Source organism: Bartonella sp. AP30XZML (assembly GCF_042195945.1).
Taxonomy (GTDB): domain Bacteria; phylum Pseudomonadota; class Alphaproteobacteria; order Rhizobiales; family Rhizobiaceae; genus Bartonella.
Window position 1 is genome coordinate 74,956 of sequence record NZ_JBHIPJ010000019.1, and the last position, 24,721, is coordinate 99,676.

At 36.8% G+C, this 24,721-nt stretch carries 19 protein-coding genes; 5 read left to right on the top strand and 14 right to left on the bottom strand.

Going from position 1 to position 24,721, the window contains the following annotated elements:
- Positions 1 to 2: 2 nt before the first annotated feature.
- Genes nrdE through nrdH form a run of 3 tightly spaced genes read right to left on the bottom strand, consistent with a single transcriptional unit; the run spans position 3 to position 2,757 of the window.
- Complete coding sequence (nrdE, locus tag ACFIL2_RS00850; RefSeq protein ID WP_375640261.1) at positions 3 to 2,153, bottom strand: class 1b ribonucleoside-diphosphate reductase subunit alpha; 2,151 nt, start codon at positions 2,151 to 2,153, stop codon at positions 3 to 5.
- Positions 2,135 to 2,533: a class Ib ribonucleoside-diphosphate reductase assembly flavoprotein NrdI gene (gene nrdI / locus ACFIL2_RS00855; RefSeq protein ID WP_375613294.1), complete on the bottom strand. Its 399-nt coding sequence runs from the start codon at positions 2,531 to 2,533 to the stop codon at positions 2,135 to 2,137. Before nrdI ends, nrdE begins: the two co-directional genes overlap by 19 nt.
- Positions 2,533 to 2,757: a glutaredoxin-like protein NrdH gene (gene nrdH, locus ACFIL2_RS00860; RefSeq protein WP_005774163.1), complete on the bottom strand. Its 225-nt coding sequence runs from the start codon at positions 2,755 to 2,757 to the stop codon at positions 2,533 to 2,535. The genes nrdI and nrdH overlap by 1 nt, the downstream gene beginning before the upstream one ends.
- A 680-nt stretch (positions 2,758 to 3,437) precedes the next feature.
- Here nrdH and ACFIL2_RS00865 point away from each other — a divergent pair.
- Genes ACFIL2_RS00865 through ACFIL2_RS00875 form a run of 3 tightly spaced genes read left to right on the top strand, consistent with a single transcriptional unit; the run spans position 3,438 to position 5,990 of the window.
- A complete protein-coding gene (locus ACFIL2_RS00865; protein WP_375640262.1) occupies positions 3,438 to 4,190 on the top strand; it encodes an ABC transporter ATP-binding protein in 753 nt (250 codons plus the stop codon).
- Between the two features lie 3 nt (positions 4,191 to 4,193).
- Positions 4,194 to 5,063: a metal ABC transporter permease gene (locus tag ACFIL2_RS00870; protein ID WP_375640263.1), complete on the top strand. Its 870-nt coding sequence runs from the start codon at positions 4,194 to 4,196 to the stop codon at positions 5,061 to 5,063.
- A 9-nt stretch (positions 5,064 to 5,072) separates the two neighbouring features.
- Positions 5,073 to 5,990 (top strand): metal ABC transporter solute-binding protein, Zn/Mn family, encoded by a 918-nt coding sequence (locus ACFIL2_RS00875; RefSeq protein WP_375613291.1) that lies wholly within the window; start codon positions 5,073 to 5,075, stop codon positions 5,988 to 5,990.
- A gap of 1,930 nt (positions 5,991 to 7,920) precedes the next feature.
- Here the strand turns inward: ACFIL2_RS00875 and ACFIL2_RS00880 are convergent.
- The 7 genes from ACFIL2_RS00880 to ACFIL2_RS00910 form a co-directional block, all read right to left on the bottom strand.
- On the bottom strand, positions 7,921 to 8,967 hold the full coding sequence (locus ACFIL2_RS00880; protein ID WP_375680675.1) for a sn-glycerol-3-phosphate import ATP-binding protein UgpC: 1,047 nt from the start codon (positions 8,965 to 8,967) through the stop codon (positions 7,921 to 7,923).
- Positions 8,968 to 8,969: 2 nt separating this feature from the next.
- Entirely contained in the window at positions 8,970 to 9,821 is an 852-nt protein-coding gene (ugpE, locus tag ACFIL2_RS00885; protein WP_375633937.1) for a sn-glycerol-3-phosphate ABC transporter permease UgpE, read from the bottom strand.
- 10 nt (positions 9,822 to 9,831) lie between these two features.
- A complete protein-coding gene (ugpA, locus tag ACFIL2_RS00890) occupies positions 9,832 to 10,716 on the bottom strand; it encodes a sn-glycerol-3-phosphate ABC transporter permease UgpA (protein WP_375633935.1) in 885 nt (294 codons plus the stop codon).
- 95 nt (positions 10,717 to 10,811) lie between these two features.
- Entirely contained in the window at positions 10,812 to 12,146 is a 1,335-nt protein-coding gene (gene ugpB, locus ACFIL2_RS00895; RefSeq protein WP_375633933.1) for a sn-glycerol-3-phosphate ABC transporter substrate-binding protein UgpB, read from the bottom strand.
- Between the two features lie 964 nt (positions 12,147 to 13,110).
- Positions 13,111 to 13,833, bottom strand: coding sequence for a glycerophosphodiester phosphodiesterase (locus tag ACFIL2_RS00900; protein ID WP_375611843.1), 723 nt, complete (start codon positions 13,831 to 13,833; stop codon positions 13,111 to 13,113).
- Between the two features lie 169 nt (positions 13,834 to 14,002).
- A complete protein-coding gene (guaA, locus tag ACFIL2_RS00905) occupies positions 14,003 to 15,559 on the bottom strand; it encodes a glutamine-hydrolyzing GMP synthase (RefSeq protein WP_375634023.1) in 1,557 nt (518 codons plus the stop codon).
- Between the two features lie 132 nt (positions 15,560 to 15,691).
- Complete coding sequence (locus ACFIL2_RS00910; RefSeq protein ID WP_375661931.1) at positions 15,692 to 16,978, bottom strand: RsmB/NOP family class I SAM-dependent RNA methyltransferase; 1,287 nt, start codon at positions 16,976 to 16,978, stop codon at positions 15,692 to 15,694.
- A 519-nt stretch (positions 16,979 to 17,497) separates the two neighbouring features.
- On the opposite strand from ACFIL2_RS00910, the gene ACFIL2_RS00915 reads away from it, so the two are divergent.
- On the top strand, positions 17,498 to 17,644 hold the full coding sequence (locus ACFIL2_RS00915; protein WP_273722522.1) for a hypothetical protein: 147 nt from the start codon (positions 17,498 to 17,500) through the stop codon (positions 17,642 to 17,644).
- Between the two features lie 179 nt (positions 17,645 to 17,823).
- Here ACFIL2_RS00915 and guaB read toward each other — a convergent pair whose 3' ends face one another.
- The 3 genes from guaB to ACFIL2_RS00930 all read right to left on the bottom strand — a co-directional run bounded on the left by guaB (position 17,824) and on the right by ACFIL2_RS00930 (position 22,834).
- Entirely contained in the window at positions 17,824 to 19,323 is a 1,500-nt protein-coding gene (guaB, locus tag ACFIL2_RS00920) for an IMP dehydrogenase (RefSeq protein WP_375655128.1), read from the bottom strand.
- Positions 19,324 to 19,473: 150 nt separating this feature from the next.
- On the bottom strand, positions 19,474 to 21,045 hold the full coding sequence (locus ACFIL2_RS00925) for a phospholipase D family protein (RefSeq protein ID WP_375680676.1): 1,572 nt from the start codon (positions 21,043 to 21,045) through the stop codon (positions 19,474 to 19,476).
- Between the two features lie 403 nt (positions 21,046 to 21,448).
- Positions 21,449 to 22,834, bottom strand: coding sequence for a sigma-54-dependent transcriptional regulator (locus ACFIL2_RS00930; RefSeq protein ID WP_375680677.1), 1,386 nt, complete (start codon positions 22,832 to 22,834; stop codon positions 21,449 to 21,451).
- 253 nt (positions 22,835 to 23,087) lie between these two features.
- Between ACFIL2_RS00930 and ACFIL2_RS00935 the strand changes: the two genes are divergently transcribed.
- Entirely contained in the window at positions 23,088 to 23,447 is a 360-nt protein-coding gene (locus ACFIL2_RS00935) for a hypothetical protein (RefSeq protein ID WP_375618071.1), read from the top strand.
- A gap of 274 nt (positions 23,448 to 23,721) precedes the next feature.
- Here ACFIL2_RS00935 and ACFIL2_RS00940 read toward each other — a convergent pair whose 3' ends face one another.
- Positions 23,722 to 24,714, bottom strand: a complete 993-nt coding sequence (locus ACFIL2_RS00940) for an SIS domain-containing protein (RefSeq protein ID WP_375661932.1) — start codon at positions 24,712 to 24,714, stop codon at positions 23,722 to 23,724.
- Between the last annotated feature and the right edge of the window lie 7 nt (positions 24,715 to 24,721).

The following is a 24,721-nucleotide window of genomic DNA, read 5'->3' on the forward strand; positions in this document are numbered from 1 at the left end:
TCCTATAAACTGCACGAAACACAGCCATCAACTTCTGTTCCACTTAATGCTACTTGCCGTAATCGTACATAGTAAATACTCTTGATACCCTTTTTCCAAGCATAAATTTGTGCGCGGTTAATATCACGTGTGGTCGCTGTATCAGGAAAAAATAATGTTAATGAAAGACCTTGATCAACATGCTGTGTTGCAGCAGCATAGGTATCTATAATTTTTTCAGGACCAATCTCATAAGCATCTTGGTAAAAATTCAAATTCGTATTATCCATATAAGGAGCGGGATAATAAACGCGCCCAATTTTTCCCTCTTTGCGAATTTCAATTTTTGAAGCAATTGGATGAATGGAAGAAGTGGCATGATTAATATAGGAAATAGATCCCGTAGGTGGAACTGCCTGCAAATTGCGGTTATAAAGCCCATACTCAATAACTAATTTTTTGAGTTCCTGCCAATCCTTTTGATCTGGAATAACAATATTATTCCGTGCAAAAAGCTCTTGCACAAGCGGAAATTGCGGTTTCCATTCTTTTTCAATATATTTTTCGAAAAAACGTCCATCTGCATAAGCTGATTTTTCAAACCCTGCAAACATTTCTTGACGTTCGTGCGCAATTAAATTGGAAGCCCGTATGGCGTGATATGTCACAATATAAAAATAGATATTGGTAAAATCAATCGCTTCTGGAGACCCATAATAGATCTGCTCACGCGCTAGAAACCCATGCAAATTCATTTGTCCCAAACCAATCGCATGACTTTCAGCATTGCCTTTCGCAATGGAAGGCACACAAGCAATATTGCTCATATCCGAAACAGCAGTAAGAGCACGAACAGCAGATTCCACGGTCTGTCCAAAATCAGGACTTTCCATTGCTTTGGCAATATTCATGGATCCAAGATTGCAGGATATATCACTTCCAATCGTGCGATAAGTTAAATCTGTCTCCAGTTCACTCGCCTCACTCACCTGCAAAATTTCTGAACATAAATTGCTCATACTTATGCGCCCAGCTATCGGATTCGATCGATTAGCAGTATCCTCAAATAAAATATAGGGATAACCCGACTCGAATTGTATTTCCGCTAATGTCTGGAAAAAAACGCGTGCACTTATTTTCTTTTTACGAATCTTTGCATTATCAACAAAAGAACGATAATGCTCCGTTAAAGAAATATCGCTAAAGGGCTTACCTGTCACACGCTCGATGTCATACGATGAGAAGAGATACATATCCTCATTATTCCGTGCAAGCTCAAAAGTAATATCAGGAATAACGACACCAAGCGAAAGCGTTTTAATTCTAACTTTTTCATCAGCATTTTCACGCTTTGTATCCAAAAACTTCATAATATCTAAATGATGAGCATGCAAATAAACAGCTCCAGCCCCCTGTCGTGCCCCAAGCTGATTGGCGTAAGAAAAAGAATCTTCCAAGAGTTTCATCACCGGTAAAACACCTGAGGACTGATTTTCTATTTGCTTAATTGGCGCCCCTGCTTCCCGCAAATTCGTTAAACAAAGCGCCACACCTCCACCACGTTTTGAAAGCTGCAAAGCCGAATTAACCGAACGACCTATCGATTCCATATTATCTTCAACACGTAGCAAAAAACACGAAACCAATTCACCTCGTTGTTTTTTCCCAGCATTTAAAAATGTTGGTGTTGCCGGTTGAAAACGTCCTGTAATAATTTCATCCACAAAACTTTCAGAAAGAGCTTTATTCCCTTGTGCCAAATATAAAGCTACAAGACAAACGCGATCTTCATAACGTTCAAGATAACGTTTCCCATCAAAAGTCTTCAGTGTATAGCTGGTATAATACTTAAATGCGCCTAAAAAGGTAGGAAAACGAAATTTAAATGCATAAGCACGTTTAAAAAGCTTTTTAATAAAAGAAAAATCATAAAGCTCAAATAAAGCTTTTTCATAATAACCTTCCTCTATTAAGTAATCTATTTTTTCCTTCAGGTTATGAAAAAAAACTGTATTTTGATTAACATGCTGAAGAAAATATTGCCGCGCAGCAAGCCGATCCATATCAAATTGAATATGACCATTTTCATCATAAAGATTAAGCATTGCATTCAACGCATGATAATCAGTAATCTGATCCGATTTCTGCGATTGTCCTATACCAATTGTTTCCAAAATCTTTCCAATCCCTTTTTTACATAAATAACGTCTTCATCAGTTCCACGCAGCTCAAAACGATAAAGGCAAGGTACACAACATTTTTCAGCAATAATTTTACTTGCTAGATTATAATAGCGACCAAAATTACGATTCCCACCGCCAATAACACCACAAATTAATTTTCGGTTCTCAGCTTCATTAAGAAACTGGACAACGGCTTTCGGCACGGCCCCTCTTCCTTCACCATCTGCATATGTAGGAACAACCAATACATAAGGTTCACCAACCAATGCAGAAGGCTTTCTTTTATCAATTTTGAAGAGTCGTTGCCCAAGCTGCGAGACAAAATGTTCTGTATTACCCGTTGCACTCGAATAATAAACAATAAGCCCCATTAAGCACAAAGACCACTAATCATATCTGGTCTAAAACCAGACCAATGATTTTCACCACAAACAACGACAGGAACCTGACGATACCCCAGAGATTGAACAAAACTGTATGCTTGTTCATCACAGGAAATATCAACAACACGATAATGAATGCCTTTTGCATCAAAAGCGCGGCGTGTAGCATCACATTGGACACAAGATGGTTTGCTATAAATAGTGATCGACATTTTCTTCAACTTTCACAATTCCAAACAATCAACCCTGAAAGGTCAATCTAATAATTTTATAGGTACTCAAGAATAACAAAAAATAGAAATTGTACGCAAAACATGTGGTTATTTTCAAATAATACACAGCTTCCTGAACATAACAGAATTCCTCATCAAATAACTTCAAAAACTATGATGAGAATAAGCGATTATTCTACAACTTAAATGACAAAGCCCCCTAGTTATAAAACAATCTTTTGCTTGCATTACAATTCCCTCCTGCTGTCTAAAAAACTAATGTTCTAAACTACCGTTTTTCAAGAGCTCTGTTCGCTCTTTTACGGCAAAAATCAATTACAAAAACGAAAGGAAATCCTTCCAAAAGAGACCCTTCAGTAAAAATACTGCTATACCTTTGGCCAATAAACTCTTTACAATAATGGAAATAACTTAGATACCAAACGAAACACACTAACACCCTCTCTTGTGCTTATTTAGAATCACCAATCATTTTGATACTATATATAGTATATACTCTCTCTCTTTCGTCAAGGTGAATTCAATTATTATTTTTAATTTTCCACGATCTTCCCACTAAAATTTTCAGTACTCAAAACTATGTAATAATATAACATTTTGTTGACAAACGTTATATTATTACATAGTTTCCAAAATAATAAGCAACGATGGTAAAAAATATGGATCTGCACTTCAATAAGACAACATTAGGCTATAGGAATAGAATAGCAATAAAGAACTTTTCAGCAAAGTTAAAAGCTGGTTCATTGGTCGCAATAACAGGTGATAATGGCGCTGGAAAATCGACACTGCTAAAAGCCATCGCCGGATTGATTAAACCTCTTAAAGGAAAAATTACAAAACCAAAAAAAAGCCGCATTGCTTATCTTGCTCAGCAATGTGATGTAGATCAAACATTTCCAATTGATGTGAAAACGCTTGTAAAAACAGGACTGTGGTCTTTTTGTGGATTATGGAAGAATCAGCGCCCTTATGATTCTAAGATTCAAAATGCTCTTAAAATGGTTGGGCTTACAGAACTCGCACCCCGTTCACTTGAAACATTATCAGGCGGGCAATTGCAACGCGCTCTTTTTGCACGTATCATTGTACAAGATGCCAATATTATTTTACTTGATGAACCTTTCAATGGTGTAGATCATAATACCCAAAAAGACCTTCTTGCACTGATCACATACTGGCAACAGCAAGGACGCACAATTCTCACAGCACTCCATAACCCTCTCATCGTGCAAGAATTTTTCCCCCAAATGATTCAAATTGATCAACAAAACGCCTTTTATGGAGAAACAACACAGTTTTTAAACAACACCATTCATCACGTTATGCCACATCTCATATCCAATTCTTTCCCTATTAGCGCACAAAAACAAAATCTTCTCATCAATGATCCTCTCTTTCTTAGGTTATAAGACGTGTATGCATTTTTTCTTGCCCCCTTTGTTGATTTCCAATTTATGCAAAACGCCCTTATCGGTTCTATTTTTCTGTCTATTAGCGCTTGTCCTGTTGGTGTGTTTTTGATGCTCCGTGGAATGAGCTTGACAGGAGATGCTATTTCTCATGCCATTCTTCCTGGTGTTGCAACTGCTTTTCTGATTTGTGGTTTTTCCCTCATATCTATGACACTTGGTGGCATCTTCGCTGGTCTTATTGTTGCTTTAGCAACCATTTTGATTTCACGAAACAGCTTTCAGAAAGAAGATGCATCCATGACCGTCTTTTATCTTATTGCACTCGCGGCAGGTGTTATTATTATCTCACTGAAAGACTCAACAATTGAGCTGCTTCATCTCTTATTCGGATCGGTTCTTGCACTTGATGCACAAGCCCTTTGGTTAATCGCTACTATAATGCTGATTACACTATGCAGCCTTTGTGTTTTTTGGCGTGCACTCGTTTTAGAAAGCTTTGACCCCCTCTTTTTTAAATCACTCTCTCCATTGAGTAAATATATTCATATTTCATTGCTTGGACTTGTCGTATTGAATCTGGTTGGAGGCTTTCAATCATTGGGAACATTACTTTCCGTTGGCATTATGATGATTCCAGCCATTACAGCCCGTTTTTGGTTTTCACGGCTAGGCCCTATTTGCGCGCTTTCCACTCTTTTTGGAATCATTTCTAGCGTATGTGGTCTCCTGCTTTCTTTTCATCTTTCACTTCCCTCCGGCCCTGCTATCATCATTGCCGCAGGATTTATTTATCTCGTTTCCTGTTTGATAAGTCCACGTGGCTTTATTGTAACATGGTTTCCCCACCTCTTTTATACCTCCTCACTTTAAGGAAAAAATGTGCCTAAGTTTGCTCAAAAATTTGTTCTTCTTGGAGCTTTATTGCTTGCTCTTTCTCCATTTTCTGCTTCTGCACACAATAAAATCAAAGTTGTTGCGAGCTTTTCTATTCTCGCAGATCTCGTAAAAAATGTAGGAGACAACCATATCTCTATGACTACTTTTGTAGGTCCAAATGCGAATACCCACACTTATGAACCTACCCCCCATGATGCTCAAGCGCTTAGAAATGCTCAAATTATTTTCATCAACGGGCTTCATTTAGAAGGATTCATTGATCGCCTCATTACAGCAAGCGGTACAAAAGCACTTCTTGTCGAAGTTAGCGCTAACATTCCCTCTCTCAAAATGAAAAATCAAGAACATAATGCCCATCACCACCATAGCGTTATTGATCCACACGCTTGGCAAACAATTCCCAATGTCAAAATCTATGTGAAAAATATCGCTGCTGCTTTTTGTAAAATCGATCCACAATCCTGCACCAGCTACAAAAAAAATGCCGAAACCTACATCCAAAAACTTAAAATAGCACAAGATACCCTGAAAACAAAAATTGCTACCATTCCTAAAGATAAACGTATCATTATCACATCTCATGATGCCTTTGGCTATTTTGCCAAGGAATATGGTTTTACTATCCTTGCCCCTCAAAGTGCTTCAACAGAAACTGAAGCAACCGCAGCCGATGTTGCTAAACTTATAAAACAAATTAAAGCGAATAAAGCAACTGCCCTATTCGTTGAAAATATCTCTAATCCCCGTCTCATAAAACAGATTGCAAAAGAAACAGGTTTAACAATTGGTGGAACACTTTATTCTGATGCATTGTCAAACAAAAATGGCCCTGCAGCAACTTATCTCGATATGATGGAACACAATGTGAATACCATCATTGATGCTATCACAAAACATTAAGATCTTCTATAAAAGAGAGTTCATAAAATCGTAAGTCTATGATTATGTTACTAATGATGCTCCAACAGCTATAATTGATAACATTGATATGAAATAAAGTTACTTTTACAGAGAAATTTATACTCTATAGATTCTAAGATAGATAAAGTAAGTGGATTTATTGCCTCATGGTGCCCAAACTGTCAGCAGTAGAGTAGCATTCTATTTTTCAATGCTTCTTTTACAATAACTCTCGACACTTGAAACGATTCATAAGAAGAATTTGGTGTCTTTTTCTTAAAGTATTTTTATCTATCCAACTTCATTTATAACATGCAAGTAGAATTAGTGTATGAATAAAAACCACTTGAAGAAAAAATGCCTCTTATGAAGAGTCTCAACACAATAATTGTTGCAATGTTGGAGACTGAAAGAGAGTATGATGATGGCCCCAGCTTGCATTTTTATAAGCATAAAGATGGCGATACACAATGGATTTTATGTTATACTACTTATAAACGACTGCGTGAATAAATAGTTGGAACAACCTTGCAAGATATTTTTTAAAAAAAGTGCGTAAATTGGCAACCCAATAGCCTTCTGTTTAGGTATTCTGTTTTGTATGAGAGATGCAATTCTATTCAAAGAACGTAAAAAAATGTGTTCGGCAATGCTTAATCGCCATTATGTAAGAGACACTGGCTCAGATGTTTTTGAAAATTGCAATACTAAATTAAAAGATGATGCTAAAGACAGAATCTATTTTTTATCTTGATGCTTTCATATTCCCCCCTAAATTAAGCTGTCTCCTCATTTTAAAAATTACACAAGCAGATAAGCTTATTCTACTCTGGCATACAAAACTGAATACAGCACTGAACCGTCTTCATATTTGTCTCAAACATACTGCTGTATAAAGTTTAGGTTGATTTATAAGCAACAAAAAAGCACGCGCTTTATAAGAAAGTAATATCATAAAACCATTAATAGACTGGTAATATATTGAAAAAATATACCAGCTTTTATAAAATGCTTTGTAAAACAATAATATAACTGTCTTGGTCTCTGCTGATTCTTATAGGTGCTTGCATCGATCCCTTATGCTATATTCATAAAGATCTGTTTGAGGATGATCTATAGGCAATTTTTAACTCAAGAATATAGAAAAGATCGATGAGATGTTACAGATGTGTTTCATCTGCTTTTATCGTTAAAAGTAATGAAAATTCTAAAACAAGCACGCCTTCTATCTCTCAGTGATTTTTTTGCAACTTATCAGATACCCTCGCTGAGAATTGCATAGTGATTTACATGAGAAAAAAATAAACTTGCAGCATGCGCGCATAGGTTTCTCTCTAATTTATGTGATTGATAGAAAAAACAAATGCTTCTTATAGGAGCTCTGAAACCATTTTAGATCATATGGCCAGCGGTAAAATAGAACGCGCCTATTCTTGTACAGACTATTTAAAACAACGTCGTATTTTGTGGATCAAATAGACCTCTTATGTTAGGGGTCAAAGCTAAGATATGGGGCGTATCCTCCCTTATCTGTGACTCATTTTTTCTCTCTATTTCTCTCATTTACTTTTATAATACACATAAATTATTACATCAAGAAACATATTATAATATGTTTTTTTTTATAACAAAATTATAAATGAGTAAAAATATGGTTAATAAAGATTTATTCTATATTGATATTTTTTTATAATGAAAATGATGTTTGAAAATTATATTCTTCTTACAGACCGTGAAAATGCAAAATTTCTTCATATAAATGTTTTGACATTCTCAGCGCCATGGGACAATGGATCATTACTAAAACTGTTAAAATTTTGTTTTTAATCCCATCGGTTACAACCTGAGTTTGTAAATGTAATCGAGAAAGTCAAAACACAACATTATCATGACGCAGCATAAAAGAGAGTCGTATCACATCAAGTAATGCTTACTTATTATTTGTGCGCTTTCCTGTGTTTTTATTAAAAGTATGAAAACTCTGATGAGCAACTGTGAAACTTAGTTTTTGACCATAGTCTTGTGTCAAGCGTTCTTTTATTTCAATCGTAAAGATGATACCATTCCAACGCGTTAAAACATGGCAACCTGTTCCAATAAGCTTGATAAGCTCAATTTTTGTGTGAAAGACAGGCCCTTTATCTGGATGTTGTCCCAATAAGATTATTTCAGGTCTGAATGCCAAAAGATCAGTTTCTTCGCCATAAGAAAATGAATGCCCTAAATGTTGTTCTAAGACATGGCGATCAAGAAAATTCATAGGAGGAGAACCAATAAAATCAGCAACAAATGTTGTTGCTGGAGTATCGTAAATTTCCATTGGTGTTCCAATTTGCTCGATAGCTCCTTTATTCAAAACGACTATTCTATCAGCTAATGTCATAGCTTCTAGTTGATCATGGGTAACATAGAGGCTCGTTGTTCCTAATGAACGCTGTAGTGTTTTTATTTCAATACACATTTGCGCCCGTAATTTTGCATCAAGATTTGAAAGAGGTTCATCAAAGAGAAAAACACGGGGTTGACGTACAATCACACGCCCCATTGCAACACGCTGACGTTGTCCTCCTGATAATTGTCGTGGTTTACGATCAAGAAATGGTTCTATCTCCAAAAGCTTTGCAGCATGTGCGATACGTTTTTTAATTTCTTCTTTAGGAGTTTTACGATTTTTAAGACCATATTCTAAGTTTCCACGAACTGTCATATGGGGATAAAGGGCATAATTTTGAAAAACCATAGCGATATCACGATCAGCTGGTTCACGATCATTGATACATTCGTTATCAATGCATAATTCACCTGAAGTAACTTGTTCAAGTCCTGCTATAATACGTAATAAGGTCGATTTTCCGCACCCTGAAGGACCGACAAGAACAAGAAGTTCTTTATCGGCAACAGTTAAATTTAAATCATCAATGACCAGAATGCCGTTGTCATACTGTTTTTTTATATTTGATAACTGGATTATGGCCACAATTACTTCTCCGTTTCAATAAGGCCTTTGATAAAAAGCCGCTGCATGAAGATAACAACAAGAACAGGGGGAACCATGGCAACAACCGATACTGCCATGAGTATATTCCATTGAGGATCATGTTGAAGTGATTCGACAATAAGCTGTTTTAAAATAATAAGGATCGTTTGATGATTTTGATCCGTTGTGATGATAAGAGGCCAGAGATATTGTATCCATCCATAAATGAACATAATGATAAATAAAGCAGCGATATTGCTTTTACTAAGAGGAAGAAGAATATCCTTAAAAAATTTAACTGGACCTGCACCATCAACACGTGCCGCCTCTAAGAGTTCATCTGGAACAGTCAAAAAAAACTGGCGAAATAAAAATGTAGCGGTTGCAGATGCAATAAGTGGAATAATCATTCCACTATAGGTGTTAACCATCCCCAATTTCGCAACAATCTCATAGGTTGGAAGAATACGAACTTCGACAGGGAGCATCAATGTAACAAAAATAAGAACAAAAGCAGTTTTTCGGAAGGGAAAGCGCATGTAAATAATTGCATAAGCAGACAAAAGTGAAATAATAATTTTTCCAACGCTAATCCCAAGAGCCATAATGAATGAATTCATTAAGAGTGGCCAGAGGTTGGGCAAACCCAGCTGTGCAAGGCCATCACCAAAGATTGTTTTATAATTTTCCAGAGCATATTTCCCAGGCAAAAGAGGAAGTGTTCCTGAGTTAAATGCTGCTGAACTATGAGTTGATGCAATGATAGCAACATAAACTGGAAAGCAAATAATGATAATACCAACAATAAGAGTAATATGGGTTAGAAATTTCAAAACAGGGCGATTTTCAACCATAATTTGTTTCCTAATATTGTACACGGCGCTCAATCCAGCGAAACTGGATAAACGTTAAGACAATAACCATCAACATCAATATTGTTGATTGTGCTGCTGATGCACCGATTATTTGATTTCTAAAGCCATCGTCATATACTTTATAGACGAGGATGCTCGTTTCACGCGCAGGACCTCCAGAAGTTGTATTATCAATAATACCAAAAGTATCAAACATAACATAATTGACATTGACAATAAGAAGGAAAAACGTCGTTGGTGAAATTTGCGGGAAAACCACTGTCCAAAATCGTTTAAATGGACCAGCACCATCAATGGCGGCTGCTTCTATTTGAGAACGCGGAACAGACTGAAGACCTGTAAGAAAAAAGAGAAAATTGTAAGAAATTTGTTTCCAACTAGCCGCAATGACAATAAGAATCATTGCTTGAGTGCCATTAATACGATAATTCCATAGCACCCCTATTTTCTCGAGAAAAAAAGGGATAATTCCGATGGTGGGATGAAAGATAAACAGCCACAATATACCTGCCAATACTGGAGCAACAGCATAGGGCCAGAGCAAAAGCATTGTATAAGCCTTTTTTGCACGGATGACACGATCAACACAGACAGCTAAGAGAAGTGATATTGTCATTGAAGCGACAGTAACTGAGATGGAAAATACTGCGGTTGTAAGAAGCGATTGCCGATATGTAGGATCAGAAAGAACGGTTAGATAATTCTCAAAACCAATAAAGGTTGTTGTAAAGCCAAAAGGGTCTTCACGCTCAAAAGATGATTTTATTGCTTGAGCAGCAGGCCAAAAGAAAAACAAAAAAGTCACAAGAAGCTGAGGAAAAAGCAGTCCGTAAGAAAGTAGACTATTTTTAAAATATGCATGTTTTTCTTGCATTCGTAGGGCTCTTTAAATGTAGAGACTTTAAAAAAGTAAACAAAAAGGACTCAACCGTTTTTGTTGAGTCTTTAATGTTTAACAATAAAACGAAATTAATGATTAGATCTTTCAAATTCACGCAAGAGTTTATTTCCACGTTCAACGGTCTCATCTAAACCATCTTTCGGCGTTTTTGAACCACTAAGAACAGCTTCCAACTCTTGATCAAGAATGGCACGAATTTGTGGTAAATTACCAAATCTTATCCCTTTTGAGTTAACTGTTGGTGGATTAAGATTAATCTGTTTGATAGCTATATCCGCACCTGGCGTTTTTTCATAGAAATGTTGTTTTTTGCTCAATTCATAAGTCGCTTTTGTGGTTGGGAGATAACCTGTTTCCTGATGCCACTTTGCTTGATTTTCTGTTTTTGAAAGAAATTTAAGAAAAGCGGCTGCCCCTGCATATTCCTTTGGAGTATGGCCCTTAAACGCCCAAATAGAAGCTCCCCCAATAACTGAATTTTGTGGTGCTCCTTCTGTATCCTTATAGTACGGTAGCATACCAACCCCCACATTAAACTGAGCTTCAGAAACAATCCCAGCATGTGATCCTGAAGATTGCATAAAAATTGCACAATTTTGTGCCATAAACATTGGTGTTGAATCTAATGCACCTGCTGGACCACCATAACGGAAAATACCTTGATCAGACCACTTTTTCAGGTCAGCCCACATACGCACTTGTAAAGGTCCATTAAATGTAAGTTCTGAATCAAGTCCTTTAAAGCCATTTTCCTTCGTTCCAAAAGGAACATTATGCAACGCTGAAAAATTTTCTATACCAATCCATTGAGCGGCATAAGCCATTGTAAAACCACAATTTGCCGCTTTAGTCTCAAGAATTTTCTTGGAAAAGTTTTCTATATCTTGCCACGTTCTAGGAGGCTGTTCTGGATCAAGCCCTGCTTTTTTAAAGATATCTTTGTTATAATAAAGGATGGGTGTTGAAATATTAAATGGCATAGAGACGATACGTCCCTGTTCATCGGAGTAATAACCACTAATAACAGGGAAATAATCTGTAGGATCAAATTCTTGTTTTGTATCAGCCATAAGTTGATAAAATGGGTAGATTGCGCCTTTTGCAGCCATCATAGTTCCAGTACCAACGTCATAAATTTGAGCAAGTACTGGCTGTTTCTTTCCACGAAATGCTGCAATGAGTGAAATCAATCCCTCTTCATATTCACCGCGAAATGAAGAAACAACTTTATACTCAGATTGACTTGCATTAAAATCGTTAATGAGACTTTCAGTTTGCTTTCCTAATTCACCACTCATAGAATGCCAAAAGCTGATTTTTGTCTGTGCAAAACTTTCTGTCATCCCCGCTGTGGACATTATGATAGCAACCGTGGCCGCTATGGAAAGATAAAAACGACTCATGCTTCACCCTTTCTGAAGTGATGGAATACAAACTACCCCCTAAATTTATAGTATTACACATGAACATGCTATGACAGTTTTATTTCAGAAACATACTCTCTCATTTAAACAGGAACCACCTAAAGGTCAAATGAATTTATTTAAATTTATTTATTTTCTTTTATAAGCTTTCTTATATATTCACGAAATACGCGTTTGTAACTATCTGAAAAAAGTGAGATGGCTTAAATAAGCAAAGCCACTTGGTAAAAAGATATGGATCGTAAATATCATTCAATGACTATTTTAATATCTGGATTTACTTTTTTAAAAAGAATTGTTTATTCTTTTATTATTTGTCTTATAACTTTCGGCTTATAACTTGAACACGATGTTGCTACTGAATTTAAAGAAGAGACAAATAGAATTTTTTTAAAATTAAGAAAATCATTTTGAAGCGCTTAATAGTCTCTTTCCCTGTAACAAGATCACACCCCTCATGCAAAACAAAATGACACTGTATGACCAATTTCCATGCTGTTAAAAAATCTTTCAATACATCTACATTTCATGATAGAACCTGTAAAATAAGACATAAAGCCTCTCCATTAAAGTATATAAGACTTTTTGTATGCCATCATTTTTACACTTCATAAAAGTGCAAAACGACATCATCATATGAGACCCTAATGCTTAATAAGCCTTGCATTTGAAATACGTTAAATGAATATTTTTATTCTTTTCTCAATTATTTTTTATCCACACACCAACCCTACTTGTAATGTTCAAACAAATGATTTTGATTGATTCATTGTAAAAATATTTGAAATAAGAGAATCTTACGTATTAAGGTCTCTTACTCACATGAGTAAAATATTAATTATCATTATAAATCAATGTATTATTGTTATATATTAGATAATTTTTCTTCTTTCATTACGCTAACTTTATGAAAATATATAGTTCCTTTTGTGTTGATGTATTTTTACCTTTGTGCACACAATTGCAATGCGAGATCAGGTTGATCTGTCGTAATATAATGTACAGGCATATCAAGCCAATATGATAACCGAGCTTTTCCATTAATTGTCCATACCCCTACAGTAAAACCAGCCTCAAGAGCTGATTCAATAAAGTTCTGTGAAACAATAGAGCCATCTAAACTTAGGTCAGAATAACCTAATTGCTTCCATTCAGAAAAATGACGGTACATATCACCTTCAAAATTATCAACACATGGACCAGATGGTATTCCTGCTTCAATAAAAGGACGAAGGATAAAAGGATCAAAACTAATTGCAGAAACCCGTTCTGATAAATTTCGGCTTTTTATTAGCGCAAGCGCTTTTTGGGATAATATTGTTTCGCGCTCCACTTCACCGCATGTCTTGATTTCAAGATGCAATGCAACATTCGTTGGTGCTAAAAGATCAAGCACTTCTTCTAATAAGGGAGGTGCTTCTTGGCTTCCTTTTACGCAGAGTTGTTTGCGTGTTTCATTATCAATGTCATGAATATACCCCTTTTTTCCAACCAATTGGTCTAGACGGAAGTCGTGAAAGACAACCACTTCACCGCTTTTTAGCAAATGAACGTCGCATTCAACTTCATCAACACCTAACGCTATAGCATTATTAAATGCCGAAAGGGTATTTTCAGGATAAAGATGAGCTCCTCCACGGTGTGCAACAATTTTTTTCTCAGACATGCAAAATCCCACACTTCTCAATTTTAAACGATATTGACGTACAGATTGTCAGATAAAGGCTTATATCATATGAAAATACACAATCATTTTTAAATGATTTTTTCTACACTTCTCGAATATCAAACCCTCAGTCATATTTTATTCTTAAAAAACTTATCCTTCATTTTAATTATTCCCATTCAATAGTACTAGGAGGTTTTGAGGTTACATCATATACAACACGATTAATCCCTCTAACTTCGTTAATAATACGTGCTGCTGTCTTACTTAAAAACGCCATATCATAGGGATAAAAATCAGCAGTCATTCCATCTACAGATGTGACGGCGCGAAGAGCACAAACAAATTCATAAGTGCGATCATCCCCCATCACGCCAACAGTTTGAACAGGAAGAAGAACAGCAAAAGCTTGCCAAATTTCGTCATAAAGACCAGCTTTATGGATTTCCTCAAGGTAGATAGCATCTGCTTCACGTAAAATTTCTAATTTTTCACGGGTCACAGTACCTGGACAGCGAATTGCAAGACCGGGACCTGGAAAAGGATGGCGACCAATAAACTGCTCCGGTAATCCTAACTCTCGCCCTAGCAAGCGAACCTCATCCTTAAAGAGCTCACGCAACGGTTCTACAAGTTTCATATTCATCTGTTCTGGTAGCCCACCCACATTATGATGGCTTTTAATGGTTACCGTTTCACCAATAGCAGACACACTCTCAATAACATCTGGATAAAGTGTTCCTTGTGCTAAAAACTCTGCACCTCCTATTTTTTTAGTTTCTTCTTCGAAAACTTCAATAAAAAGGCGACCAATCGTTTTGCGCTTTTTTTCTGGATCTGTCTCACCTTCTAAAGCATTAAGAAATATATCGGCAGCATTAACGTGAATAAGCTCTATATTATAATGATCACGAAAGAGCGTGAGAACTTCTTCAGCTTCATTCTTGCGCATCAGCCCATGGTCTACCAAAATGCATGTCAGTTGATCTCCTATGGCTTCATGAAGGAGTACCGCTACAACAGATGAATCCACTCCCCCTGAAAGACCACAAATCACACGACTTTTCCCAACTTTTTGTCGTATCGTAGCAATTGCCTGCTCACGATAAGAAGCCATTGACCAATTGCCTTTAATAGCAGAGATCTTATGAACAAAATTTTGCAAAAGTTTTGTACCATCCGGTGTATGGATAACTTCAGGATGAAACTGTACCGCATAAAAATATCTTTTCTCATCAGCAATAGCCGCATAGGGAGCTCCTTTTGAGGTTCCTATGACACGAAAACCTTCTGGTAAAGCTGCCACACGGTCACCATGGCTCATCCATACTTGATAACGAGAACCTTTTTCCCACACTCCATCAAAAAGGGCACTCTCTTCTTGAACTTCCAAAAAAGCACGCCCAAATTCACGCTCATGTCCAGCTTCAACCTTTCCTCCAAGCTGAACACACATGACTTGTTCACCATAGCAAATGCCCAAAATCGGAACACCCGCCTCAAAAATTTCCATTGGAGCACGCGGAGAGCCCTCATCAATAACGGAATAAGGACTCCCTGATAAAATAATAGCTTTAGGATTTATGCGGCGCACAGCTTCTAAAGCCAATTGAAAAGGAGTAATTTCACAATACACTCCCATTGCTCGTACCCGTCGTGCAATAAGTTGTGTAACTTGTGAACCAAAGTCAATAATAAGAACAGTGTCTGGATGTGATATGCTCATAGAAAACCAATCAACAATTGTAAAAGAAAACTCATGAGAGTTATGATTCAATCTTTCTCTTTTCACAAGCCTGTTTTCTTAAGAAAAAGATTATTCTCGTAAAGTTTATGATAAAAAGTGTAAGAATATGGATCAATGTTTTTTTTGCAACACAGATAAAAAGAACCCATCTGTTTGTGTTGTGGCCGGCGACAAAGTAAGTCCATAATTTGAAAAAACTGGTTGCACAGGAGAAAAACTAAAATGTTTCTGCCAAAGCGCTGGCATATCTATTGGAGAAAAATGAGAATGTTGTTGAAGGAAATGGGAAATTTGTTCCTCATTTTCATCTGTAAAAAGAGAACAGGTAATATAGATTAGGCGCCCATTTGGCTTAAGATAAGCTATCGCTTCATTCAAAATATCCCTCTGTTCTGTTTGGCGTTGTTTCACCTGTTCTAATGTTAAACGCCATTTCGCATCTGGACGACGACGCCATGTTCCTGTCCCACTACATGGTGCATCTAGTAGAACTCTATCCATCTGGCCTATTAATGGCTTCAATTCTTCTTTTTGTGCTCGTGTTTGTACATTACGAACACCAGCGCGTCGAAGACGATCAAAAATAGGAGCTAAGCGCGCTTTATCAAAATCATAAGCATAAATTTGCCCACGATTGTTCATATCGGAAGCTAAAGCTAATGTTTTGCCCCCAGCACCTGCACAATAATCTAATACCTGCATGCTCTCTTGCGCTTCCACAAGGTGAGCAACAATTTGAGATCCTAAATCCTGTATTTCAAAGTGTCCTTTTTGAAAAGCTGGTTCCACTTGAACATTGGGATGACGATTAAACTTTTCAATCGGTGCAATTCTTAAAGCTTGCCCAAACCATGGAAAAGATTTAAGTTTGGTTTTTGCTAATTCTTTCAGCACCTTTTCTGGTGTTGCCTTTAGGTTATTTACCCGTAGATCTAAAGAAGGACGCGTTGCTAACGCAGCCGCTTCAGTGATCCAATTATCACCAAATAAAGGACGCAGATGCGCTTGACACCATTGCGGAATATCACCACGAATATAGTCTGGAGCATCCACTAATTGCTGACCTTGCCACGATTTACGCTGTTTAGCCCCTAATAACTGCGGTGCAAACCGATCTTCTGCCAATTCACCGTCAATTTGCTCCAGCGTCATTTTTTCAGAATCTAATAAGGCACCAAAAACGATATCTCGGATATCATCACTCTCCATACGCCATTGTAAAGAATAACGTCGTCTTAAAACATCATAAACGATTGTACCAATAGCTGCACGATCACCTGCTCCAGCAAAGCGATGAGAAAGACCCCAATCCTTTAAAGCTTCTCCTACTGGGCGATGCTTCACTTCTATCTCTGTGAGAACATCTATTGCTGCTTGCAAACGCCCACCTAATCGCATTCATTTCTCCCATTAAAATAATAAAATTTTAAATCATCTAAAAAAATAATATTATCGCCTTCTTGCCAATGAAACCTTCTCAAAGCCATAAAAAATTTACATTCAATATTAAAATGATCTGATCATACTTTTTTATAAGATCCAATTTAGAGTATCTAAATTTTTCCTTTCATCTTCTGCCCATTCGCTTTTTATCCTTCTACCTCTTATGCTAAAAGATACGTAGCCATCCATAAAGAACTTATTTCCGCCATGCATTACGAAAAAACCAAACTCTTTAATTTATTTGCGTAAAATAAAATTTACGAGGATTGTCTGAACAATAGAAAAAAATCAAATATCTCCCATCTTTATATGGCTATCCTTCTGAAAAAATAGAAAAAATCTTCTCATAAAATTAAACAAGTTCATCTTACGTTCAACAAAAAATTAACTTTTTAGAAAATGCTTGGAACCACTATTTGGCATGACCGTTTTTACTCTAATGGCAACTGCCAGACAATTTTAAAGGAGAAAATAATGACTTATAATAATGGAAAAACAACTTCGTCTAAAAGCCGTCATAATACAATGCCCTCAAACAACGGAAAGAAATCCGTCCAAAGTGATCAGACAAACACTCGCCAACGTGCGTCAAAGACTGGACGGAAGACAACAAAAAGTTAATTCTAATTTTATATAACTTATTTCATATAGTCTTAACAGAAAGAATTAGAGTTTTAACCTCTAATTCTTTCCTTTTTGGGATTATTACACCAAATTACAAACAGAAAAAAGCGCAGTCTCTCTTTCTTGTTCTCGGAAAATTTTATATTTATGCAATATGATATTAGGCTCTTGTATCTTTAAACTGGTCCACGATAATTTGGACTCTCTCGTGTGATAGAAACATCATGCGTATGACTTTCATGGAGTCCCGCATTCGTAATACGTACAAACGTTGCTTTTTCACGAAACTCTACGAGATCTTTTGCTCCAACATACCCCATCGAAGCACGAAGTCCACCAGCAAGCTGATGTAGAACTGATGCTATAGGACCTTTATAAGCCACCTGCCCCTCCACACCTTCAGGAACTAACTTAAGTTCATCACGAACATCATCTTGAAAATAGCGATCTGCCGATCCTCGTGCCATAGCACCAACAGATCCCATGCCGCGATAAGCTTTAAAGGATCGTCCTTGATAAAGATAAACTTCGCCAGGACTTTCTTCTGTACCCGCTAAAAGAGAGCCAATCATAGCAGCACAAGCCCCACCTGCTAAGGCTTTAGCAAAATCACCGGAAGCTTTTATCCCCCCATCAGCAATAACGGGAATGCCCGCTTTTTCAGCAACTTCTGCAGCATTCATAATGGCTGCAAGCTGAGGAACACCAACACCTGCAACAATTCGCGTTGTGCAAATAGAACCAGGACCAATCCCAACTTTTATAGCATCCGCACCACTGTCAATCAAAGCCTGTGTTGCTTGAGCAGTCGCCACATTACCAGCAATAATAGCTGGAGAAAACGTCATTTTTTTAATACGCTCAACAGTGTCTAATACACGCTGAGAATGTCCATGTGCAGTATCAATTACTAGAATATCAACGCCTGCATCAATTAATCGTTCAGCCCGCTCAAACCCATCGTTCCCTACACTACTTGCAGCTGCAACACGCAAGCGACCTTGTGAATCTTTGGCAGCGTTTGGATTTAATTTTGCTTTTTCAATATCCTTAACTGTTATCAGTCCGACACAACGATTCTGTTCATCCACAACTAATAATTTTTCAATACGATGATGGTGTAAAAGATACTTCGCTTCATTGAGTTGAACATTTTCACGCACTGTGATTAAATTTTCATGCGTCATTAATTCATAAATTTTTTGTTTGGGATCCGATGCAAAACGCACATCCCTATTTGTCAAAATGCCAACAAGCCGTCCAGCAGTTTCACCTTTAGCACCATTTTCAACAACCGGAATACCGGAAATACCATGAGAGCACATCAAAGATTTTGCTTCTTCAAGTGTTGCATCTGGTCCAATGGTGACTGGATTAACAACCATACCAGATTCAAACTTTTTTACTTGGCGAACTTCTTCTGCCTGCTCTGCAGGAGACATATTACGATGAATAACCCCAAGACCACCAGCTTGAGCCATAGCAATTGCCAAACGCGATTCTGTTACCGTATCCATTGCCGCAGAAAGCAATGGCAAATTGAGCTTAATATCCGCTGCAATGCGCGTACTGAGATCCACTTGACTAGGCATAACAAGAGAATGACCGGGTTGTAAAAGTACATCATCAAAAGTCAGTGCCAATGCACCTGTCCCCGTTTCAACAATCTTTGCCATATCAAAATTCCTTTTATAATAAAACACCGCAAGAAGCTTTAAAATACAACTGCGGTTCTCATACATGGTAGATTGGCAAAAAATTATGCCATGCTACAAACAAAATGAAAAGAAAAATAAATATTTTTTTTAAGTGTGGTTTATAAAAATTTACAATTGTGATTCAATAGGTAACCAACTTATTATTTTTGCAAATGCGCGACGCCAAAAATTACTTTCTGGCTCATAGTCAATGCTATATTTTTTTTCATTTTCAATAAAATCCCAATAAATACGATTATTATCACCAAGACGCAGATGATAGCTCATTTCCCCTGTGGTTTCTTCAGAAAACAACAAATCTAATCTTGCTGTAATGGGAGCACATTCAAAAAGAATGCCCATTTCTGTATTTAATGATGCTGATCTTGGATCAAAATTTAAAGATCCAATAAAAGCTGTTTTACGATCAATTAAAAAAGCTTTAGCATGTAAACTTGCCTTACTCGATCGAAACAATCGCAACCCATGAGTATTGCCTTCCGCTTTTAATTCATAAAGATTAACACCACTTTTCAACAATGCCTTACGATAAGGTACATAACCACCATGCACTAATGCTACATCAGTAGCAGCTAAAGAATTTGTCAGAATTTTGACATCAACACCCTTTGAAACCAAATTACTAAAATTCTGCGTGCCAACCTTACCAGGAACAAAATAAGGTGACGTAATCTGAACCGTTTTTTTAGCATTTCCAATAACCTTTGAAAGTGCCTTCATAAGCCAATTGCTTGCTTTTTTACGCAATGCTTTTTCTGGAGGGTCAGAAAGAACAACAACTTTGTCTGCTAAAAATAACCGCTTTCCTGTTTGGATAAAACAATTAAAGTTAATGTGCTCTTTGACATAATCTAAATAAACTTTTGCAACCTTGGAATCACGAAACTTTCGTAATTTATCTTTCCAATAGCTAAGATCACTTGCGCTTTTAGGAACAACTAAAGTATGAATTGGCAAAACAACAGCACTATTCCAAAAATCATCAAAGATACTTTCTACCTTTTTAACAGAAGGACCGATTAACATCAAATCTAAATCTCGAAAATGGGATTCTTTACCAGCATCAAAATAAGAATCTGCAAGATTACGTCCTCCTACAAAAGCGACCCTGCCATCAACAATAAAAGCTTTATTATGCATTCTACGTGTTACAGTAATTGCCCGTAATATAATTTCTAAACCACGGCGTAAACCACCTTTACGCGATCGCCCTGGATTAAACATTCTCACCTCAATATGAGGATGTCTATCTAGCGCAATATAAGCTGGATCACGTGCCTGAGCATTAATATCATCCAAAAGAAGCCGTACCCGAACCCCTCGATCAGCTGCCTCAACTATTTCACTTAATAATAGGCGCCCCGTTAAATCATCATCCCAAATATAATACATCAGATCAAGGCTACGCCCAGCCTCTGCAGCTCCTATTACACGAACACAAAACGCATCCAAATTGCTGATAATGAGGGAAAGGGCATCTTTATCAATCCCCAATCCATTTTCTTCCTCAGCTAATTGACTGACGATACGATCAAGCTTAGTTTCATCTTTCTGAATAGGTAACGCATAAGAACATTGCCCCCTAGCATTTTTCACAAAACGCCCATAGGTGTAGATTGCCAACATAGATGCAATAAAAAAAAAGAGGACAAAACCAATAACAATCTGTAAAAGAGTCAAAGAGGGTAAACTTTCTATTTTAAACTATCACATCATCAGTAATGCAAACGATAACACTAATCACTTTATCTTAATCGTATAGAAGATAAAATGCCACTTCTTGCTTAAGAGAGTATAAATTTAATATTGATGATACAAAAATTTTAGCGGTAGTATTTAAAAGTTTTTAAAAATGCTTGTCTGTTTTAATAAATGTAAACTTAACTAAAATTGTATAAATTGAAACAAACGATTAAAATAGTCACATAAAATTTATATTTGATTTAAATCTACAAAATCATCCTCTATAGATAAATTTTACAATAAATGATTGTTTTCTTAAGCTTCCTCCACGGAATTTATCAAAATCCACTCTATTTTTTTGAAACGCATGCTTGTCATGAAGAGAAATTTGTTATGAATTTTACTTTCGTTCTTGATTTCTTATTGCTCTCAATTCTTCCATTTTTCTATAAAGTGTAGAGCGACCAATATGAAGGCGGCGCGCAATCTCACTCATATGTCCTTTATAATGTTTAATCGCTTTCTCTATAATATCATGTTCCATCTCTGCAAAAGTACGTACATGCCCATCAGTATTCAAAAATTTTATCGATTCTTGCTCATTATCTTCTTGCATATTACCCTCAATGATATTGGGAACACTCATTAATGAATTTCCCATTAATTGCGGAAAATCTCGAACAGTTAATAACGGTCCTTCACTGAGTAAAATCGCACGAAATAAAAAGGTTTCAAGCTCATTTCTATTGCCAGGCCAATCATACTGCATAAGCAAGGAAAGAGCAGAGCCTGCTAAACCATGGACATGTGATCGCCCTGTTTCTGTGATAATGCGATCAATCAAACGTTGTGTGATCTCTGGAAAATCATCCCTTAATTCTCGTAAAGCAGGGACGCTAATAGACAAGTGAGAAAATTGTTCAAACAAACTATGCAAAAAAAAGTTCTCACTAACCAAGTCCTTTAAACGCGATGTTGAAATAGCGATGATCCGAAAAGGAAAAAAATCTCCTTTTGTATCCCTTTCCCTTTCTTTAAGGTAATGAGCAAACCGTTTTTGCTGTATGGGCTCAAGTCGATCAATATCACAAAGGCAAAGTGTCCCTTTTTCAAGAGAAGAAACCAATGGTAGGAATTCTTTAAACCACTGCTGATTTTCTTCTTCTGGATCAACGATGGCTGAACATTGAAAGCGAACAAAAACACCCTCCGAAAATAATCCCTCATGATGAATAATCCGAGCTAATGTCTCACGTCCTGTTCCAGCTTCCCCCTCTATCAAAAGATTCTGTAAAGAAGTTGCTGCTTGTCTCGATTGTTCTAACACTATCTGCATAGCTCTACTTTTTACGCAAAGATCAGAAAACCGTAAATGATTCTCTTTTTTTCGCCGAATATCTCGAACCTCATGCTCCAAGGCAGAAATAAGAGCAAGGATATCCAAAGTAACTCTTACACGTAATAATGTTACTGGATGGATCCAATAATCAATAGCTCCAGCTGTTAAAGCTTTCTGGAGTAAATGCTGATTCTCTTGTTGTGCTATAACGACAATAGGAACAGAAACACCAGCAACTCTAATCATTTTAATCAAATCGCTCACACTCAAATCACTCATAACAACATCAAGGAGTGCAAGCACAATGTTTTTACGCCTGTGTAAAAGATCAATCGTACGGAGACCATTTTCTGCTTCAATGACACGATAACCAAAACCTCGCAGCATAGAAGAAAGTTCTATACGTCTTCCATAATCTTCACTCGCAACAAGAATGGGACCAACCATAATGTCAATAATCTCCTTTGAGACTACTTAGCAGCTTAATATAAAAATTGTTGTAAACCATAAGAAATATTTTACCTCTTGTGTTTCACTTACGAACTTCATCAAGCTGTCAATTAAATACAACATTAAGGCATTTTTTTCCATTTTTTTGCTTTTTCATTGATTTTTATCAAATTTTTCATATTGACTCATGGGGTAATTTAATAATGTTATAGAAACTAGAGAGCAAAATAATCTAAATAGAGTGCAATAAATGAAACATCCCTATCATATTTTATGTCTTACAATTACCGCCTTGCTGTTAAGTGCCTGTAACTTTTCGCGATATTATAACTCAAATATGCCAACTGGAATTGATGGAAAATGGGTTGATGAGAATGGTATTATTTCTTCTTTCCACAATGGTGTTTTTGAAACGCGTGCAGCAGATACAGAAGAAAAACTATCAGAAGGAGCATATAATTATCTCAATGCCCAAAATATAGAAATTGAAATACGCTCTATTCTCCGTGGAACAATTTCTAGAGTCAATTGTACAATGTCATATGACGCCACACAACTTCTCTGCACCTCACATACAGGAGCACAGTTTTTCCTTAAGCGGAAATCTTAACAAAGTACAAGGGAAACCTCTCTTAAGAACAGAGGGAGCACACACATTAAGCAGAAGGCGATATCCTTTCTCCTCCTGATAGAAAATCCTCTCTAAAATACGCAAAGAGGCTAGTATAATCTAGCCCCTGAGAATTTTTTAAACATTATGAAATGCGTAAAATAATCATTTTCTTCCACAAAATATCAATAAAGCCACCTCACAATAAAATTGTAACTTTGTATCATTCAATCTATTTCAACCTATAACATTTTATTTGATAGGGAAGCTTAATCTAAGCAGCGCCAATGCGCAAAAGATCATGAAAATGAACAATTCCTATCGGTTTTTTATCTTCAACCACAAAAAATGCACCAATCTGATGATCATTAATAAAAGCTGTTGCTGCACCAACAAGTGTATTTGGCTTTACAACTTTAGGAGCTTTGGTCATCACCTCGTCAACATTAAATTTTGATAAATTAAAATGAATGTTACGTGCAAGATCGCCATCAGTTACAATTCCGATTAGTTCACCTTCTTGATTCACAACACCAACACAACCAAAATGTTTTTCCACCAAAACATTCATCGCTTCAGTCATAGCTGTTCCCTGCATAACCAAAGGAATATTATCACCCTCATGCATAATATCACACACGTATTTAAGGCTTGCACCAAGAGAGCCACCAGGATGATATATTTTGAAATCCGTTGCGGTAAAACCACGCATTTCTAAAAGAGAAACCGCTAATGCATCTCCCATTGCCAATTGCATAATTGTTGAAGTTGTAGGGGCTAAACCATGGGGGCAAGCCTCTTCTATCTTTGGTAATAATAGCACAATATCAGCTTGTCGTCCTAACACAGAGTGCTTACTTGATGTCATCGCAATAAGAGGAATACGAAAACGCGCCGCATAACTCATAATACCACTTAACTCTTGAGTTTCACCAGACCATGATAAAGCAAGAATAACGTCATCAGAACCAATCATACCAAGATCACCATGATTGGCTTCTGCAGCGTGCACAAAAAAGGCAGGTGTTCCAGTTGAGGCTAAGGTTGCTGCAATTTTTGTCCCTATATGACCACTTTTTCCAAGACCAGTAATGACCACATGTCCACAAGCATTTCTAATAGTTTGAACAGCCGCTTCAAAAGAAGAAGAAAGACTTTCCAGAAGAGCTTTTTCAAGGGCTTCAAGCCCCTGCTTTTCACTAGCAAGTGTTTTAAGCGCTGATGCAACTGCACCTTGCAAAGCCATATGAGGAGACGGTATTGTCATAATCAAA